The 15,375-nt window shown below is 27.7% G+C and carries 21 protein-coding genes and 1 pseudogene; 6 read left to right on the top strand and 16 right to left on the bottom strand.

The window, feature by feature from the left end; genetic code table 11:
- Positions 1-241: 241 nt before the first annotated feature.
- The 7 genes from ACKI3H_RS08475 to ACKI3H_RS08505 all read right to left on the bottom strand — a co-directional run bounded on the left by ACKI3H_RS08475 (position 242) and on the right by ACKI3H_RS08505 (position 6,593).
- Positions 242-2,269, bottom strand: coding sequence for an FtsX-like permease family protein (locus ACKI3H_RS08475; protein ID WP_407371840.1), 2,028 nt, complete (start codon positions 2,267-2,269; stop codon positions 242-244).
- Positions 2,259-3,026 (bottom strand): ABC transporter ATP-binding protein, encoded by a 768-nt coding sequence (locus ACKI3H_RS08480; RefSeq protein WP_407371841.1) that lies wholly within the window; start codon positions 3,024-3,026, stop codon positions 2,259-2,261. The genes ACKI3H_RS08475 and ACKI3H_RS08480 overlap by 11 nt, the downstream gene beginning before the upstream one ends.
- A 242-nt stretch (positions 3,027-3,268) precedes the next feature.
- Entirely contained in the window at positions 3,269-4,111 is an 843-nt protein-coding gene (locus tag ACKI3H_RS08485) for an ATP-binding protein (protein ID WP_407371842.1), read from the bottom strand.
- A 155-nt stretch (positions 4,112-4,266) separates the two neighbouring features.
- Positions 4,267-4,938, bottom strand: coding sequence for a response regulator transcription factor (locus ACKI3H_RS08490; RefSeq protein WP_407371843.1), 672 nt, complete (start codon positions 4,936-4,938; stop codon positions 4,267-4,269).
- Between the two features lie 745 nt (positions 4,939-5,683).
- A complete protein-coding gene (locus ACKI3H_RS08495; RefSeq protein ID WP_407371844.1) occupies positions 5,684-5,854 on the bottom strand; it encodes a hypothetical protein in 171 nt (56 codons plus the stop codon).
- A 38-nt stretch (positions 5,855-5,892) separates the two neighbouring features.
- Positions 5,893-6,105 carry a hypothetical protein gene (locus tag ACKI3H_RS08500; protein WP_407371845.1) on the bottom strand — a complete coding sequence of 71 codons (213 nt, stop codon included), beginning with the start codon at positions 6,103-6,105 and terminating at the stop codon, positions 5,893-5,895.
- Between the two features lie 143 nt (positions 6,106-6,248).
- On the bottom strand, positions 6,249-6,593 hold the full coding sequence (locus ACKI3H_RS08505) for a hypothetical protein (protein ID WP_407371846.1): 345 nt from the start codon (positions 6,591-6,593) through the stop codon (positions 6,249-6,251).
- A 344-nt stretch (positions 6,594-6,937) separates the two neighbouring features.
- On the opposite strand from ACKI3H_RS08505, the gene ACKI3H_RS08510 reads away from it, so the two are divergent.
- From ACKI3H_RS08510 to ACKI3H_RS08525, 4 genes are all read left to right on the top strand, one after another.
- Positions 6,938-7,138, top strand: coding sequence for a helix-turn-helix domain-containing protein (locus tag ACKI3H_RS08510; protein WP_407371847.1), 201 nt, complete (start codon positions 6,938-6,940; stop codon positions 7,136-7,138).
- 38 nt (positions 7,139-7,176) lie between these two features.
- The gene (locus ACKI3H_RS08515) at positions 7,177-7,419 is read left to right on the top strand and encodes a hypothetical protein (RefSeq protein ID WP_407371848.1); all 243 of its coding nucleotides are present in this window, start codon (positions 7,177-7,179) and stop codon (positions 7,417-7,419) included.
- A 134-nt stretch (positions 7,420-7,553) separates the two neighbouring features.
- Complete coding sequence (locus tag ACKI3H_RS08520; RefSeq protein ID WP_407371849.1) at positions 7,554-7,727, top strand: hypothetical protein; 174 nt, start codon at positions 7,554-7,556, stop codon at positions 7,725-7,727.
- A 300-nt stretch (positions 7,728-8,027) separates the two neighbouring features.
- Positions 8,028-8,255, top strand: coding sequence for a hypothetical protein (locus ACKI3H_RS08525; protein ID WP_034536073.1), 228 nt, complete (start codon positions 8,028-8,030; stop codon positions 8,253-8,255).
- A 45-nt stretch (positions 8,256-8,300) separates the two neighbouring features.
- Here the strand turns inward: ACKI3H_RS08525 and ACKI3H_RS08530 are convergent.
- Positions 8,301-8,384, bottom strand: a pseudogene (locus ACKI3H_RS08530) (integrase); the annotation flags it as partial.
- 104 nt (positions 8,385-8,488) lie between these two features.
- Between ACKI3H_RS08530 and ACKI3H_RS08535 the strand changes: the two are divergent.
- Positions 8,489-8,704: a hypothetical protein gene (locus tag ACKI3H_RS08535; protein ID WP_407371850.1), complete on the top strand. Its 216-nt coding sequence runs from the start codon at positions 8,489-8,491 to the stop codon at positions 8,702-8,704.
- A 62-nt stretch (positions 8,705-8,766) separates the two neighbouring features.
- On the opposite strand, the gene ACKI3H_RS08540 is transcribed toward ACKI3H_RS08535, so the two are convergent.
- The 5 genes from ACKI3H_RS08540 to ACKI3H_RS08560 form a co-directional block, all read right to left on the bottom strand.
- Positions 8,767-9,318 (bottom strand): tyrosine-type recombinase/integrase, encoded by a 552-nt coding sequence (locus tag ACKI3H_RS08540; protein ID WP_407371851.1) that lies wholly within the window; start codon positions 9,316-9,318, stop codon positions 8,767-8,769.
- 146 nt (positions 9,319-9,464) lie between these two features.
- Complete coding sequence (locus ACKI3H_RS08545) at positions 9,465-9,854, bottom strand: HIT family protein (RefSeq protein ID WP_407371852.1); 390 nt, start codon at positions 9,852-9,854, stop codon at positions 9,465-9,467.
- A gap of 179 nt (positions 9,855-10,033) precedes the next feature.
- The gene (locus ACKI3H_RS08550; protein ID WP_407371853.1) at positions 10,034-10,495 is read right to left on the bottom strand and encodes a hypothetical protein; all 462 of its coding nucleotides are present in this window, start codon (positions 10,493-10,495) and stop codon (positions 10,034-10,036) included.
- A 112-nt stretch (positions 10,496-10,607) separates the two neighbouring features.
- Entirely contained in the window at positions 10,608-10,781 is a 174-nt protein-coding gene (locus ACKI3H_RS08555) for a hypothetical protein (RefSeq protein WP_407371854.1), read from the bottom strand.
- Positions 10,782-11,856: 1,075 nt separating this feature from the next.
- A complete protein-coding gene (locus tag ACKI3H_RS08560; RefSeq protein WP_407371855.1) occupies positions 11,857-12,318 on the bottom strand; it encodes a hypothetical protein in 462 nt (153 codons plus the stop codon).
- A 339-nt stretch (positions 12,319-12,657) separates the two neighbouring features.
- Here ACKI3H_RS08560 and ACKI3H_RS08565 point away from each other — a divergent pair, with 339 nt between their 5' ends.
- The gene (locus tag ACKI3H_RS08565; protein WP_407371856.1) at positions 12,658-13,269 is read left to right on the top strand and encodes a Type 1 glutamine amidotransferase-like domain-containing protein; all 612 of its coding nucleotides are present in this window, start codon (positions 12,658-12,660) and stop codon (positions 13,267-13,269) included.
- 417 nt (positions 13,270-13,686) lie between these two features.
- Here ACKI3H_RS08565 and ACKI3H_RS08570 read toward each other — a convergent pair whose 3' ends face one another.
- The 3 genes from ACKI3H_RS08570 to ACKI3H_RS08580 form a co-directional block, all read right to left on the bottom strand.
- Positions 13,687-14,085, bottom strand: a complete 399-nt coding sequence (locus tag ACKI3H_RS08570; RefSeq protein ID WP_407371857.1) for a GFA family protein — start codon at positions 14,083-14,085, stop codon at positions 13,687-13,689.
- Between the two features lie 53 nt (positions 14,086-14,138).
- Positions 14,139-14,543 carry a hypothetical protein gene (locus ACKI3H_RS08575; protein WP_407371858.1) on the bottom strand — a complete coding sequence of 135 codons (405 nt, stop codon included), beginning with the start codon at positions 14,541-14,543 and terminating at the stop codon, positions 14,139-14,141.
- A 260-nt stretch (positions 14,544-14,803) separates the two neighbouring features.
- A complete protein-coding gene (locus ACKI3H_RS08580) occupies positions 14,804-15,355 on the bottom strand; it encodes a helix-turn-helix domain-containing protein (protein WP_407371859.1) in 552 nt (183 codons plus the stop codon).
- Positions 15,356-15,375: the final 20 nt, after the last annotated feature.

The following is a 15,375-nucleotide window of genomic DNA, read 5'->3' on the forward strand; positions in this document are numbered from 1 at the left end:
GTCATTAACCTTAAGTTTTGACTATGAAAATAGACCAAAATAAAAACTTTGGTCTATTTAATCTATATTAAAGTAGTTTTATGATTCTATATTACTAATTTCAGCTTTTAAATTTTATCAAATTTACGTTGTCGGCGATATTTTCATTCCTATTGGAATCTTTAACTTTTCCAGCATATTTTATGCTTTTTTAACAAATTTTTTTTGAAATAGTATGAATCATTCAACTAATTTTAAGATTTCAACTACTACCCTTCACTATATTTTTATATCCAACATAAGTAACATAAAAATACCCGCCATATATTATAGCTATTACAAGAGAAATCATAAGTGAGGATGAACCAATTACACTTTTATTGCGCGTTTCAAATGCATTATTTATTACTATGATACCTACTATTGAATGTATAACCGCTAACACAAACGGAAATATAAATGCTATTAAGGTTTGTATAAATATTGTTTTATTTATCATTTTTTCTGTAACACCAATTTTTTTAAGTGCCTTATATCTATCAAGGCTAGTATTTGCTTCGGATAACTGTTGTATTCCTAGTACTGCTGCGCTAGAAATTAACACTATACTTCCTACATATAATCCTAAAAACACTATAATTGCAGAGTTGCCATACAATATTGCAGTAGCTTGCTCTTTTGTATATCCTTCAATAAAACCTACTTCTTGAGTAAATTCTCCACCAATAGTATTAAAATTATCAAATAGAGTGGCGAACTTTATTGCTGATTCCTTTCTATTACTATCATCAAATTTCACGTTCAGCCTTGTAGCCGCCAGTGTTAATTCTTTACTAAGATTATCTGGAACTACTAAGTAAAAAAAGTCAGTATTGTGTGGCTGATTTTCTATATTTTCTATTATTAAGTCTTTATTTTTAATATTATACTGTTTACTGTTAATATTTATTGATTGTTCGTTTTCCATAAATTTATTTATAGACTCAATTTTATCACCATAATTTGATACTACTAAAACTTCATTATTTTTCAAAGTAACTTTTTGCTTATTTTTAAGCTGTATAACTGCATTATAATCTGCAACCGTAATAACTTTAATATTTCTATCATCAGCTTTTGTTTCTAAATCATTTACATCATTTAAATCAATATATTTGCTTACTAAATCAGCTACTTGAAGATTAATTTCATACTGATTAAAAAATAAATAATCTTCAGACTCGCTAAAGTTGAAATTCAATTTATTTAATGCCTCTTCAATATAGTCTCCTTCATCATTCATTTGAGTAGTATATAGTACTGCAGAGGCATCAAAGCTCGTATTACCTTCTATAGATTCATCTAAGTTTGCTTTATAGCTAAACATTGTAAATAGGCTCACCATAGTTACAAATAACATCAGGCAAATTACGGAAATAGATACAAAATTTGTGTTAATTTTATTGTTAACTTGTCTTAGAGTAAATATATTTAATTCTTTTAGATATATTTTTTTATTTTTTTGTACTATGAGAATAAAAAATCCTGCTAAACTATAAAAGCACAATAATGTTCCAAGTATCCCGAGAATTACAGACAGTAAAAATTCAGTCTCCCTTGGAAATAAACCTACTTTTATAACCAAATCATATGAAATTCCTATCATTCCTACCGACAACAAAAATACAATTACGGAAATTATAGGATTTTTAACTTTGGTATCTTCGTTTTTCTTTGATGCATTTAACATATTTATCAATTTGTATTTTGAAATTATTACCTGATTAAATACTATTACTACTATAAATGCTATTCCAAAATATAATACGGTTTTAATTATTGCTTCAATAGATAGTATAAAGTTAAAACTAGTCATATTCAGTGCAAAAAGATTAGCTGTAATTACTGATACTCCTTGTGATGCGATTATTCCTAAAAAAAGACCAACCCCTAAAGATAATCCTCCTATTATAAGGGTCTCATATATAAATATTTTTGACATTTTGTTTTTTCCCATACCTAATATCATATATATTCCTAATTCTTTAGTTCTTCTTTTTATAATAAAATTATTTGCATAAACAATTAATCCACCTAAAATAAAAGATATAAATATAGATGTTATAGATATAAGATTGGTTAACGTTTGCATATAACTTAAAGAGCTTTTTCCTACCTCAAGCACTGCAGTTTGTGCATGAATTGAATTAAAACTATAGAAAATACATACCGAAAAGGTTAACGTTAAAAAATATATTGTATAGTCTTTAAAACTTTTTTTTACATTATTTACTGCCATTTTAAAAATCATTGCTAATATCACCTCCAAGAAGTCCTTCAACTTCAATTATTTTATTGAAAAATTCTTTTCTTGAACTATTTCCTCTTATTAATTCATTAAATATTTTCCCATCTTTTATAACTAAAATTCGTTGAGCATAACTTGCAGTAAACGCATCATGTGTTACCATCAGAATTGTAGATTCCTGCTCTTTATTTAATTTTTCAAAAGATTCCAAGAGTAATCTAGAGGATTTTGAATCCAATGACCCTGTAGGTTCGTCAGCAAGAATTAACGAGGGCTTAGTAACGATAGCCCTAGCTGAGGCTACTCTTTGCTTTTGTCCACCCGACATTTGGTATGGATACTTAGTTAATACATCACTAATCTCAAGTATCTCTGCTACGCTCTTTATTAAAACTTCTATCTCTTTTGGATTTCTATTTTGAATTGTTAAAGCTAAGGCTATATTCTCAAAACCTGTCAAAGTATCCAATAGGTTAAAATCTTGAAAGATAAAACCTAACTCATCTCGCCTAAACTCTTCTAATTTTTTTGGTTTAAGGTCAGTAATATCTCGATTATTTATAATAATATGCCCTGTCGTAACAGTATCTATTGTAGAAATACAGTTAAGCAGCGTAGTTTTTCCACTACCTGATGGCCCCATTATTCCAACAAATTCTCCCTTATTTACTTTAAAACTTATATTATCAATTGCTTTAGCTATATTTCCTTTATTCCCATAGTATTTTTCAATTTTAGATACGCTTAGTATGTGCTTCATATATTTTGTCTCCATCTTTAGTTAATTTTTTATTCTTATCTACATTCTTTATTGTATACAAACGTTACCAGACTAAATAGTTGTTTACATTTCAATAACCTTTCATTTTTGCAACTTAACGAGTATGTAAAAAAAGGATTCATTACAACTGTAGATTACAGAAGTAATGAGCCCTTATATGATATAAGCTAACATTTACTACAACTATATAAACATAAAGCTGGTAAATTTAGTATCCGTAGTCATACATTCCCTATTGGAAATATAATGCTTACTTTGGTTCCTTCTCCTTTTTTAGAAGTTAAATTCAATCCTAAACCCAATTTTCCACAAAGTTCATTACATAGATACAGCCCAATTCCTGTAGACTTACCAAATTCTCTTCCGTTTTCTCCAGTGAAGCCTTTTTCAAAAACTCTGCTTACATCATAATCCGCAATTCCGATCCCATTATCTTCAATAATTAAAACTATATTATTAGTATTTATAATTGAAGATATTGTTATCTTTCCTTCTTTCTCATTGCAGTATTTAACGGAGTTTCCTATTATCTGATTTACAATAAATTCAAGCCACTTTCCATCACTATATATGTTAGCTTGTACATTTTTTATGTCCACAGATATTTTTTTATTTATAAAATCTTTAGAATTATTTTTAATTACATTACTTACTATAGAAATTAAAGAAATTTTTTTTATAATGTAATCCTTGTAGGCATCATTACTTTTAGAATAATATAATATCTGCTCTATAAAATTTTCTACTTTTTTCATTTCATATTCTATGTTTTTGGTAATTTTATTTTCATTATTATCGATAATAAGTCTTGTAGAAGCAATAGGTGTCTTTATTTCATGGACCCAAGTTTCAATATATTCTCTGTAACCACTTTGCATATCTCTATACATATTAACATGCTCATGCATATCTTTATTTGCTCTTTTTAAGACATCAAAAAAAATCTTACCTTCAATAAATTCAGGTCTTTTTATAATTTCAGCGACCAAATATTTTCTGTCTAATTTGTCTACCACATCTTCTAATTCATCAAAAAATCTTTTTGCTTTTATAAATTCTGTCATAATATATGCACTCATAGGGAAGAACCATAAACAAAATATCAATAAAATTATGACTGTACTAATATTTATTATTAAAAGTACAACACATAAGATAATAAATAGTATGAGGTTAATTGCTAAAAATAATAACCTTTCCTTTAAATATTCTACTATACTCATGGCAGTATATAACCTAAGCTTCGTTTCGTTTCAATATTCTTTTCCATTCCTAATTCTTCAAGTTTTTTTCTCAACCTTGTAATGTTTACTGATAAATTATTATCATCCACGAAAAGATAGGATGTCCACAAAAAATCCATTAGCTCATCCCTAGATACTATATGACCCTTATTTTTTATAAGGCATGATAGTATTTTAAGTTCGTTTTTTGTTACACCTGTTGTGTTTTCTTTATATCTAACAGAACTGTTGGATAAATTAAGTGTTAAATCATTATAAGTCAATATGTCTTGATCCCTACGCAAACCCTTTGTTCTCTTTATAATAGAAGCGATATGAGCTAATAGTATTTGAGTATTATAGGGTTTAGTAATAAAATCATCTGCCCCTATATTCAAGCTTATAAGCTCATCCATTTCTGTATCCCTGCTTGTAACTATTATTATTGGAACATCCGAATTTCGTCTTATTTCTCTACATATATGATACCCATCAAATACAGGTAAATTTACGTCTAGAAGTATTAAGTCTGCCTTATTCTTATCCACAAATCCAGGAATGTCTTCAAAAGTAACTGGAGCAAGTACCTCATAATCATATCTAGTTAAAAAGGTTTTAAGCTCTTCTCTTATTGTAACGGTATCCTCTACAATAATAATTTTTGTCATGTAGTCACTTCCCTTAAGCATTATTATAAAATTATTTCCACAACTATATTATCCTGATTGATTCATACTTTTAAAAAATAAGAATGGGTACATTTAAACTTCGTTTAGGTCCTTATTTTGTTAGTTTCTTTCATTTTATTTAAATTGTATATCCGATTTAGAACATATTTTCTTTTGCTGGTATTATAACATTTATAAGTAATATTTAATTAAAGTAACTAGTATTTAGTATGAACTTTTTTTTCAAGAAAAAATGTAACCAAAAAAGTAAGCTTTATTTTAAATTTTCTTAGAATCCTTTTATAGAATCGGCGAATAATCACACTTTTTTTATTGCTGTCATATGTACAGTTTAGTATTTGAATTACAATGAGCAAACGATGAATATCGAAGTTTATTAACCAGCCTTCTGAGAATTGTCTTAAACTAGTGAATTTTATTTAAGTTTATAAAAAAATAAAATTAGTATTTCTTTTTATTTTATAATTATTTAATAATGCAGAAATTAAATAAAGAGTTATAGGTTTATAACATACTAACCTTATAACTCTTTTTTTTTAAACTATTCATTTAAATCAGCGTAATTATTTTGAACTTTGGGTTTTATGTTAACTTAGATTTTTTGCATATATATTAAAAAGCCATGATTCCAATAATTGCAAAAATCAGCATAATGATTATTACAGTAGCAATGATTACTTTTACAGTTCTTTTTTGCATGCTATCCCCTTTTTCTCTGTAGTTTTTAAAGATTAGTTTTTTGTTTTTTCTCAAAAACATTTAGTATAAAAAATGCCCCGCCAAATTTTAAAATACCGGTAATAATAAAATAATAGATATCTTGGTTTAGGTTAAATATTTCGCCACTAATATAACTAATTAAGAAAATCCAGATAATAATAATAATATATTTCAATGAGACAACTCCTTGTTTAGTAAAAATCTATATAGACATTATTTGGACGTTGTTCTCTTTTGTCTATTTTTTCTTCTGACTCTTAAAATTTCAATTAAAGTAATCCCTAGAGAGCTATATAGTCCTGCACCCATAAAGTCTTTATTTACTAGATACTCTATTAAAATACCAAAAAAACTAGTAAATACCATTAGTAATATGACATAAGCATACGGATGGTTTTCTGTATATTCTTTATATTTATTAAGCATAATCTCACCTCTAACCTAAATAATTACTTCGGTTTGTATTTAGTTACAATCGATTTTACTTTGATTCCATTGTTATATAACGGATCTTTTTAGCTAATTTTCTAATTTAATCTCTCCTCATACTGAAGCTTCCAGTAATCCAATTAATAGTTAAGACGTAAATTTTTTTTCATATAGTTAGAAAAAAAAGTGTCATTTGCATAGAGTATAACTGCAAAGAGTAGGATCACTTCGGTTTCTACTTTTGAGATAATTAAGAATACAATGATATAAATAAAGATGTCTATCATTCCACTTAAGGTAGCTAAACGTTTAAATTTAGTTTGTTTTTCTTTAGTTAGATCATTGATTTGATAGGAGTCAATAGGCGCTACCGTAAAATAGCTTATAAAAGGAGAGGTATATCTACCCAGTAAAATATTGAGTATGCCCATCAGTTTGCCTAAAATAAGTAGCGATAAAAAAGTAGTAGTTATAGTATGTATCAAAAAAAAACCTCCATTCATTTGTTTATAAAGTTTATCTGTTATTCGATAGACAGGATTCATTCGATTCTTTAGTTTTCTGAATCTAATTTTCTCAGAAGATAAGAATCGATACAACCCGATAACAACTTCTCCTAGTTAGTTTTTTCATTATGATATCTCCCATAGTTAATCTCCTCACTATCTAATTCTTAATCCTATTATCTATTTAATTTACTAAAACGAAAAGAACGCACTGGTTTACATGGTAGCAACCATTGGTTGCTACCATGTAAACCAGTGCGTTCTAGGCAATAAACCTTACTTTCAGTATGATAGAAATAAGGAATAATCAAGGAGGAGCAGCATTGTTATTAGGTAAAAAATTAAAAAGTAGTCGAGTAAAAAAGGGATATTCTCAAAACGATGTAGCAGAAGAGTTACATATTTCAAGACAATCTATTTCAAAGTGGGAAAATGACATTAGCTATCCTGATTTAGATAATCTGGTTAAGTTAAGTACTTATTATGAAGTTTCAACTGACCATCTATTAAAAGATAAACCCTAATTAAAGAATAGAACTAACTAAGGATTAAAGGAGTAAAAATGGAAAAAACTAAATTAAGGCGATTAAAAGAAGGATTTTTTTATGCCTTACTTTTTATAGGATTCAATGGAATCAAAAACCTTATTTTTGATTATGGAGAAACGAGTCAACTTTTTCGTGAATTAAGTCATGCACCAAAAAATGTAGTTGGAATAGTCACCCTTGCTATCTTAGGATTGTGGCTGTTTATTGGTTTGCTAGTTGGTTTACTATTAATAGTTACCGATATTTTTAAAAGATAGGTAACCTCAACAAATCTAAAATAGAAGGAATAAATGCTACACTAACGTTAAAGAAATTTAATAGGACATAGATTACCCCAATCACATTCTAAATTTTATTTAATTTAAGATTATATATTATAGGAGGTTTTTTTTTGAATAAAAAAATTTTTAAACAACCAATTTTTTATCTAGCACTATTTAACTTTTTTATAGGTTTAATTTTTATTTTTCAAGATGGGATTCTTGCAAGAACAGCTAGTTATCTTTTCCAACTTAATTTTATATTTAGCATGTATATATTAAAAAATACTGAAAATAAAAAATGATTAAAGTTTATCCAAAGCTGAAAATATATGTATTCAAACATTATTACTTTTTATTTAAAATAATTAAATGGAAAAGGAGCTAAAAAATGAAAAAAAAGATAACTCTAAAGAGATCTATAACTTTTTTTGTTGTAACGTTTATAGTATTGTTCACAAATATTTACTTGTTTTCAGACCATTCTGGTCCTTTGGGAGCAATTATTCAAACACTTGCGGTACAATCGTTAGTTTTCATTCCACTTTTTGTATTAATGTTACTTCAAAAAAATAATCACTAAACATTAGAAAGAAGGAAATAATTTGTCAGATAGAGGTAAAAAGTTTATTAAAACCTTTGCTTATTCTTATTTATCGTTCGTAGTAGTTCTTTTAGGTACTCGATTTATTTTTATGCTTAACAACAAAGAAACAATAAAAAACGCGTTTAATTCAGAATTTTTATCTAGTTTTGTTTGGGCTATTCCTTTACTACTTATAGTTGTAGCAATCAAAGTACTTATTATTGAAAATAAAGGAAATAACAAATAAAAATATAATTTTATTGCGTTACTTTAATTTTCAGACTATTTTAATTTAAAAACCTAATCTAAAATTTAATAAAATTTCGCTAATTTCATTTTCCTTAATTCCAATGTAGCTTTTCATGATTTTTCCGCTTAAATTCAACGTTTTAAAGTACGTGGATCAGCATTAGGTGGTCTTGCAACACTTATTTTTGGAGTTGACGATATCATAACTTATTGTAGATAGGAGTGTTCCTTATGAAAAATAATCAATTACAAATCTTAAGTGTTATTATTTTAGATATTGCACTAATATTATACTTAATTGTGTTCTTACATGATTTAACCATTGATATGCCAACTATTAAAGAAATAATTGCTATATTATTAATGATTGTTTTTACACTATATGCAAACATAAATACATTTGGAAAACATTCTAAAAATATATTTGATAAAATTAATCATAAATAGTAAATAATAATAATAAAAACCAACAAAATAATTATTTTGTTGGTTTTTTATAACACAAAGAATCAAAAACCTAGTCTGAAATTTAATAAAGTTTCACTAATTTCATCCTCATTGATCCCGATATAGCGTTTCGTGATTTTTTCGCTGCTGTGACCGAATATTTCCATCAGTGTGGCTACGTCTTTGGTTTTCTTGTAATAGTGGTAACCAAAGGTCTTGCGCAGCGTGTGCGTCCCAATATCGTCTCTTCCTAACAGCTGAGCGACCTTTTGAAACATCTGATAGACCGTATTCACTTCCACATGGCCACCTTTGGTGCTAGGAAACAAATAATCCTCTGGTTCTAGGTCTTTTGTATAGTCTTGGATCAAGTCCTGCAGACTACTCAAATACAAAATACGGGTTTTCCCTGTTTTTTTCTCGACAATTCGGGGATTTTTTGAGGAAATCAGGTCTTTTTTCTTTAATTTAACAATATCGGACATGCGCAAACCGCTATTAATGCCGATCAAAAACAGAAAAACATCTCGATCTGCGTTTTTATTGCGCCTCAAACAGAATAAAAAGTCGTTTATTTCTTGTTGAGTCCGTAATGGTTGGACGTTGTAACTCATTTAAAAGCCCTCTCCTCTCACAAAAGCGATACATGATTTTATTTATTATACCACACAATCATGTATTAGAGAGCGATATAAAAAAAGAACCCTATTGGAATAGGATTCCTGATACACGTTTTTATAGAATTTCATGTATTGAATTGTTATATGTACGATAATATTTGCTTCAAATGATTTATATCAATATTTCTTTTAGCAACTGTTTGATTATCCCAAAATTTATCTTCTGTGTATCTAGGAACTACATGTACATGAAAATGAGTTCCGTCGTCCATAACTTTTCCATTATTTTGAATAATACTAACTCCTAAAATGTTGAAGTTATTTTCTAAAGCTTCCACTATCTTTTTCTCCAATATTATCAGTTCTAAAAGTGTCTCTGATGTAAAATCTATAATACTATCAGCATGAGATTTCGAAATGATTAATAAGTGTCCTAACTGTATTGGATCACTATCAAAAATAACTTTGAATGAAGCTGTTTCTAATAATATTTGTTCTTCTTTTATCTCATTACAAAATATGCACTTCATCTTTTCAACCCCTAATAAATAATAATAAATTCCAGTCAGTTCATTCTATCAAAAGAGGTAGACATATAGCAAAAAGCGCTGAAAAAATAATTTTTTCAGCGCTTTTTGCTATATGTCTGATACATGAAACTATCTAATTTAATGTATTAATTAATATTTGTTACTTTTGAGACAGAATATTAGTTCTGTTTTTTTATTGTTAAAAATTTTAATTCTTCATAAAATAAATCATTTGCAGATAATTCATTGTAGTTAAAAGAATAATGTTGTTTTAAAGGGGCATTTTCAAAGCCATTTAAACAAAATAATATTTCAACATAATTGGCATTATTATTATCAAAATGATTTTTTATATATCCTAAAAGTTCCTCTAGAGCTTTTTTATTTCTTTTACTTATTTTTTTGTCATTTTTATTCGGTAAATTTAAATCTATGGAAGCTACTTGATACTTTTCAGAAGAAAAATATTTGCTAAAGCTTAAAACTTTTTGTTCATCTGTATCATAGTTTTTTTCAAAGAAAAAAGATTCCATAAAATTTAATGAAGGATAAAATGTAGTTTGAAAAACTGTTAATCCTTTATCTCCAATAGATCCATCTGGTAAAAGTATATCGCTGGATAAATATATGTATGAAGACATCTAAAGCCTCCTTTTTCATAAACGTAGATGCTTAGCCTTACACTCAATACAGGTTTATATGTAATTTCATTTATCTAATATCTAAATTAATAGAAAGACTTTATTTGAGCATTTATTTATTCTTATCCTTTTTTTTAGCATTCTCATAATAGAACCAACATCCAATCAGCACAAAAAACAGTAAAATTAAATTATCTACAACTGGTGTAAACCCAATAGTAATTTTTAGCATAACAGCTAGTATTACTAATGTTAATCCAATAGCAAATTGTTTTTTAGTTCTCATATCAAATCACTCCCGTTTTTTTATTATATTGCTTTGATTATAAAGTATGTTTAAAAAATAAAAACATTTCGTACAATTAATAAAAAAGGACAATGTTGCTTTTTATGCAATATTGTCCCTTTAATCAACACACGATTCTATGAAATTTCGTGTATTGAATAATCTGTTATTAAATAGAAGTGCAGCAGGTTTTGTCTTAATGTATCTGTGGATTTATGGATGATTAAAAATATACCTCAAGGATAATTACCTAGATTTTTTTAAAAACTGTTCTAACTCTGCAAACACGCCGTTCTTGGAAATAAAAGAACTAAAAATTACAACAAATGAAAGAATTATAACTGGAGGAATAGTGGTCTCCCAAATCATATAAAGAGTTACTACAAGATAAATAAGTGTAAAGGTTATTCTTTTAACCCATTTCATCTTAACAGCTCCTTTTTGTGTATACTGAGTATAAATTTTTATTCTACGTTTGTATATAATTTAAGCAATACTGTAATTATAACATGTATTTAAACAACTCTTATTTGAAAAGGTTACGGATACACTATTTTATGTAAAATAGTGTATCTGTTATTGAATTACTTAGTCTGTCCTTGAAGAATAAAACAATCATTATGAGAGTATTTTAAAAATAGCTCCATATTAGTCTAAATATGGCAATAATAATTAGTGCCCAGATAGTCCATTTTCTATTTGTATAATTAGTTTTGATTCTTATCTTTAGTTTATTTAATTTATTACTCATTAAGTAGACTCCTTAACAAACTCTATAATAAATACTCTACTCTATCTAAATTAATGTATTTCAGGCTACAAGGATACTTGCAGCCTATTTTAATATATTTATATGTGGATTTTATTAGTTCCAATCTTATTTTTCATTTTTTTGTTTGTTTTTTGTTATAACCATAATAATTATAAGAAAACAAAAAATTGTTAAACCTTCACCCACTAAAAAAACCTCCTTAACTTATTAGTTGTTTAAAAACAGTATTTCAAATTCATTTCATACGCTACTTTTTAGTTTACCTTACTTTATATAATTTCATGTATTGTACTAAATAAATAATTAATCAATCTGTTTAATAGAAAATTTTTTACATTCAATTATAATAGTTGTTTGCGAAAACAAAAAAATTTCATGTCTTAAACGACCATTATCTAGCAACGTAAGTTCATCATGTGACCACTCATCTAAACCACTGTTAAACAAAATTTTTTGACTTTCGAATAATTTGTTTCTTGAAATATCAAAATCAATAGAATATATCGTCACATCTGACCATAATAATTGATATATATTATTATCCCAATGCTTTGCTGTAGATGAAATAGATACTATACTTTCTTGAGACTCATCTGGTACTTCTGGATTATAATTATTTACCAATGTAATTTCGCTTACACGACTATCATGAAAAGAGGTGTTTAATAAAAAATTAAGAGTATCTATATCTAATACTTTATTTAAAGTCCTTAAATTATCCATATATCCTTCAAGATCATTTTTGTTTTCAGTAAAATATTTCATAAAGACTCTCCTTTTTACTATCTCAATGTATTAGACTTATTATCTCATTTAAAAATTAGAAAGTAACGAACTCATTGGTTTACATATAGCAACTAATCATTCACATTCAATCTATTTTAATTATAAAATCAGATAAAAAAGAACCTTATTTTAGTAAGGTTCTAGATACATAATTTTATCTAATTTTATGTATCCTTTTCACTATAACAACAAAAAGAACGTATGTTTGTTTTTCTACTAATTATGTGTATACTAACTATGTATACACAAGAAAACACGAGAAATTTCCTATTATATTTTAGCATTTTTTTCAATAATAATATTAAAGGGGGAGTCAGTATGGTAAAAATGTTTTTAACATCGTCATTCATAGATGTCGTTGAACAATTTAGGGAATTCGTGAAAGAGGATTTGAATGGTAAAACTGTAACCTTTATTCCTACTGCAAGCATTCCTGAAGAAATAGACCATTATGTTTACAGTGCAAAAGAGGCATTCACTAATTTGGGCATAGTAGTTGAAGAACTTGATATTTCTACAGCCTCTTTAGAAGAGATTAAAGAAAAATTGGAACAAAATAATTTTATCTATATATCCGGAGGAAACACGTTTTATTTATTACAAGAATTAAAAAGATCAGGTGCAGATAAGATAATAATAAAACAAGTTGAGCAGGGGAAATTATACATCGGTGAATCAGCAGGTACTGTAGTAACCTCTCCGAATATTAACTATATTAATCTGATAGATGATAAAGATAAAGCCCCTGATTTAGACACTTTCGAAGGTCTTAATTTAATTAACTTTTATCCAGTTCCTCACTATAATAATGAACCTTTTAAAAAAGTAGTAGCTGATTTAATCACTCAGTATGATTCTAATTTAAATATTGTTCCTTTTTCAAATTCAGAAGTTATAAGAGTTAGCCAAAATAGTATAGATATCTCTTAATAAGAAATTATCAAAGAACAAATTTTTCGTTCTAAAATCAAAAGAAGCTCACTCAGTACTCCTTATTCGAGTGTTGAGTGAGCTTCTTTTGATACACGATTTTATAGAATTGCATGTATTTAATTAAATGCCTTCATAATTTTTGGTTTAGACCAGTAGACCACGCAAAATGATATTCAACACGAAATAATAAAATTTAACTTACTTTAGTGTATAAGACTATATAAACGATAAATGCTGGAGCATTACTATAGTTTTTTAGAAAGAATAGAGCTAACATTAATTCTTTTTGTAGGTATGACCAGAGTCTCGCCTACGACCTTTTAACTGTTTTTCACCTTGAGTGCACGGCCGCAAAGAAAATGAAAAATCTAAGTATTAAATAGTGAGAGACGTATATTCATAGGTTTATATTTACTACTCAAAATCACTCATACTAGTATTATTTGAATAGGTATAGTAGTCAGGTTTAGAAGAACACCAAATTTGTGAAGTAAAGACACCTTGTTCAACAATTTGTTCAAATAACTCTACACTGAAAGCAACACTAACCTTATCTCGCCTTCCATGATAAAGATAAGTTCCACATTTAGGACAAAATCCTCTTCGACCCCAATCTGATGATACATAATGAGCAACTTTTTCCCAATCGTCTGAAGATATTTTTTTTACTGATATCTGTGGTAAGAAAAAAGTAGATCCAGCATTTAATTTTCGACAATGATCGCAGTGACATGTTCCAAATTCAGGTTTAATACTGTCTATTTCAAATTGAATATTTCCACATAGACAGCTTCCTTTTACATTTTTTAACAACTATATTCCTCCTTTCTATAATTTATTTTTTTTACTACCATTTAAATATATTATCATTTTCTTTTAACGATAAGAGCACTTATTCCTACAATCCAAATATAAGAGAAGAAAAGATTCCATAAATAAAAGAGCGAAATAGACTTATTACCTAACAGTGTATAAAATCCTAGAGCTATAAAAAAAATAATTAAAAAAACAGGCGACGTATCTGAAAAAAGTCGTAAAATAGTTTTAAATGCACGTTCATCTCCATCAGTATCAATAGCTTTCTTTTGTTTTAGTACTTGAATGACTGCCAAAAGAAGCGTTATTATTAGGCCACTAGTAAACAATTCATAAGGAAATTCGTTTTTAAAGTAATAAACAAGAAACGAACCTATTAGTGTACAGCTAATAATAAAATAAGGACTCCACTTTAGTAGTCGTTCATAATCCGAGATTTTATCGTTTGCACTCATTTATTCTCCTCCTCTACTTTAACTAAATCGTTCGTTGATTGGCTTATCAAAATAAGCTATCAATTTTAGTGCTACCTCTAGATTAGAAGTCTAACCATTTTTATTTGTGTTGTACTTTTCTTTGACGGGCGTCTCAAATAGGGTTTATTCCTTTCGTTGATTGAAATTCCTAATCAAAGAGACTATTTCTTTATATATATACTAACAAAAAAACACTGAAGAAGGGTAAGGATATCCTTACCCTTCTTCAGTGTTTTTTTTTATTCTGAATACACCATTTTTTTGTTATATTTTACATATTTTTTAAAAGAATCAACTAACGTTTGAGTAGTCTTTTTAGCTAATGGATAAAGAACGAGCCCAGCGAGACATAAAAGGATACTTGCGAACGATTGGAAAAGGGAAAAACTTTGTGCTCCCATTACGTTAGCGCCTAAAAGGATGATTGGTGATACAATAAAGGTTCCTGTAATTAACCAAAGAGCAAAAACGAGTAAAATAGTGGTTAGAGCTACGACTGAAACTAACAGTAAATTGAACAAGAGTACCCCAGCTAACGCAAACCAATTGAATTTTTTCATAGAGACTTCCTCCTCTTTCTTTTGGATAGATTTTTTTGTTTCAGAAATCAGTTCGTCAATCGACAATCCATAGAGGCTGCTTAATTCTTGTAAAACAAAAATATTCGGCAGTGTTTTATTTTGTTCCCACCTTGAGACGGTTTGTCGAGTAACGTATAATCTTTTGGCAATCTCTTCTTGCGTGAGATCCATTGCTGCTCGTGCTTCTTTTAGCGACTGACCTAATGACATTTAACTTCTCTCCTTTATAG

The sequence above is a fragment of the Carnobacterium sp. genome (genome assembly GCF_045617425.1).
Lineage (GTDB): Bacteria > Bacillota > Bacilli > Lactobacillales > Carnobacteriaceae > Carnobacterium_B.

Coding starts and splice junctions, on each gene's coding strand:
- ACKI3H_RS08500 (WP_407371845.1), bottom strand. CDS start 6,105: ATGCTTAATAAATATAAAGAATATACAGAAAACCATCCGTATGCTTAT.
- ACKI3H_RS08545 (WP_407371852.1), bottom strand. CDS start 9,854: ATGAAGTGCATATTTTGTAATGAGATAAAAGAAGAACAAATATTATTA.
- ACKI3H_RS08555 (WP_407371854.1), bottom strand. CDS start 10,781: ATGAGAACTAAAAAACAATTTGCTATTGGATTAACATTAGTAATACTA.
- ACKI3H_RS08560 (WP_407371855.1), bottom strand. CDS start 12,318: ATGAAATATTTTACTGAAAACAAAAATGATCTTGAAGGATATATGGAT.
- ACKI3H_RS08490 (WP_407371843.1), bottom strand. CDS start 4,938: ATGACAAAAATTATTATTGTAGAGGATACCGTTACAATAAGAGAAGAG.
- ACKI3H_RS08540 (WP_407371851.1), bottom strand. CDS start 9,318: ATGAGTTACAACGTCCAACCATTACGGACTCAACAAGAAATAAACGAC.
- ACKI3H_RS08565 (WP_407371856.1), top strand. CDS start 12,658: ATGGTAAAAATGTTTTTAACATCGTCATTCATAGATGTCGTTGAACAA.
- ACKI3H_RS08480 (WP_407371841.1), bottom strand. CDS start 3,026: ATGAAGCACATACTAAGCGTATCTAAAATTGAAAAATACTATGGGAAT.
- ACKI3H_RS08475 (WP_407371840.1), bottom strand. CDS start 2,269: ATGATTTTTAAAATGGCAGTAAATAATGTAAAAAAAAGTTTTAAAGAC.
- ACKI3H_RS08550 (WP_407371853.1), bottom strand. CDS start 10,495: ATGTCTTCATACATATATTTATCCAGCGATATACTTTTACCAGATGGA.
- ACKI3H_RS08575 (WP_407371858.1), bottom strand. CDS start 14,543: ATGAGTGCAAACGATAAAATCTCGGATTATGAACGACTACTAAAGTGG.
- ACKI3H_RS08485 (WP_407371842.1), bottom strand. CDS start 4,111: ATGACAGAATTTATAAAAGCAAAAAGATTTTTTGATGAATTAGAAGAT.
- ACKI3H_RS08580 (WP_407371859.1), bottom strand. CDS start 15,355: ATGTCATTAGGTCAGTCGCTAAAAGAAGCACGAGCAGCAATGGATCTC.
- ACKI3H_RS08515 (WP_407371848.1), top strand. CDS start 7,177: ATGGAAAAAACTAAATTAAGGCGATTAAAAGAAGGATTTTTTTATGCC.
- ACKI3H_RS08535 (WP_407371850.1), top strand. CDS start 8,489: ATGAAAAATAATCAATTACAAATCTTAAGTGTTATTATTTTAGATATT.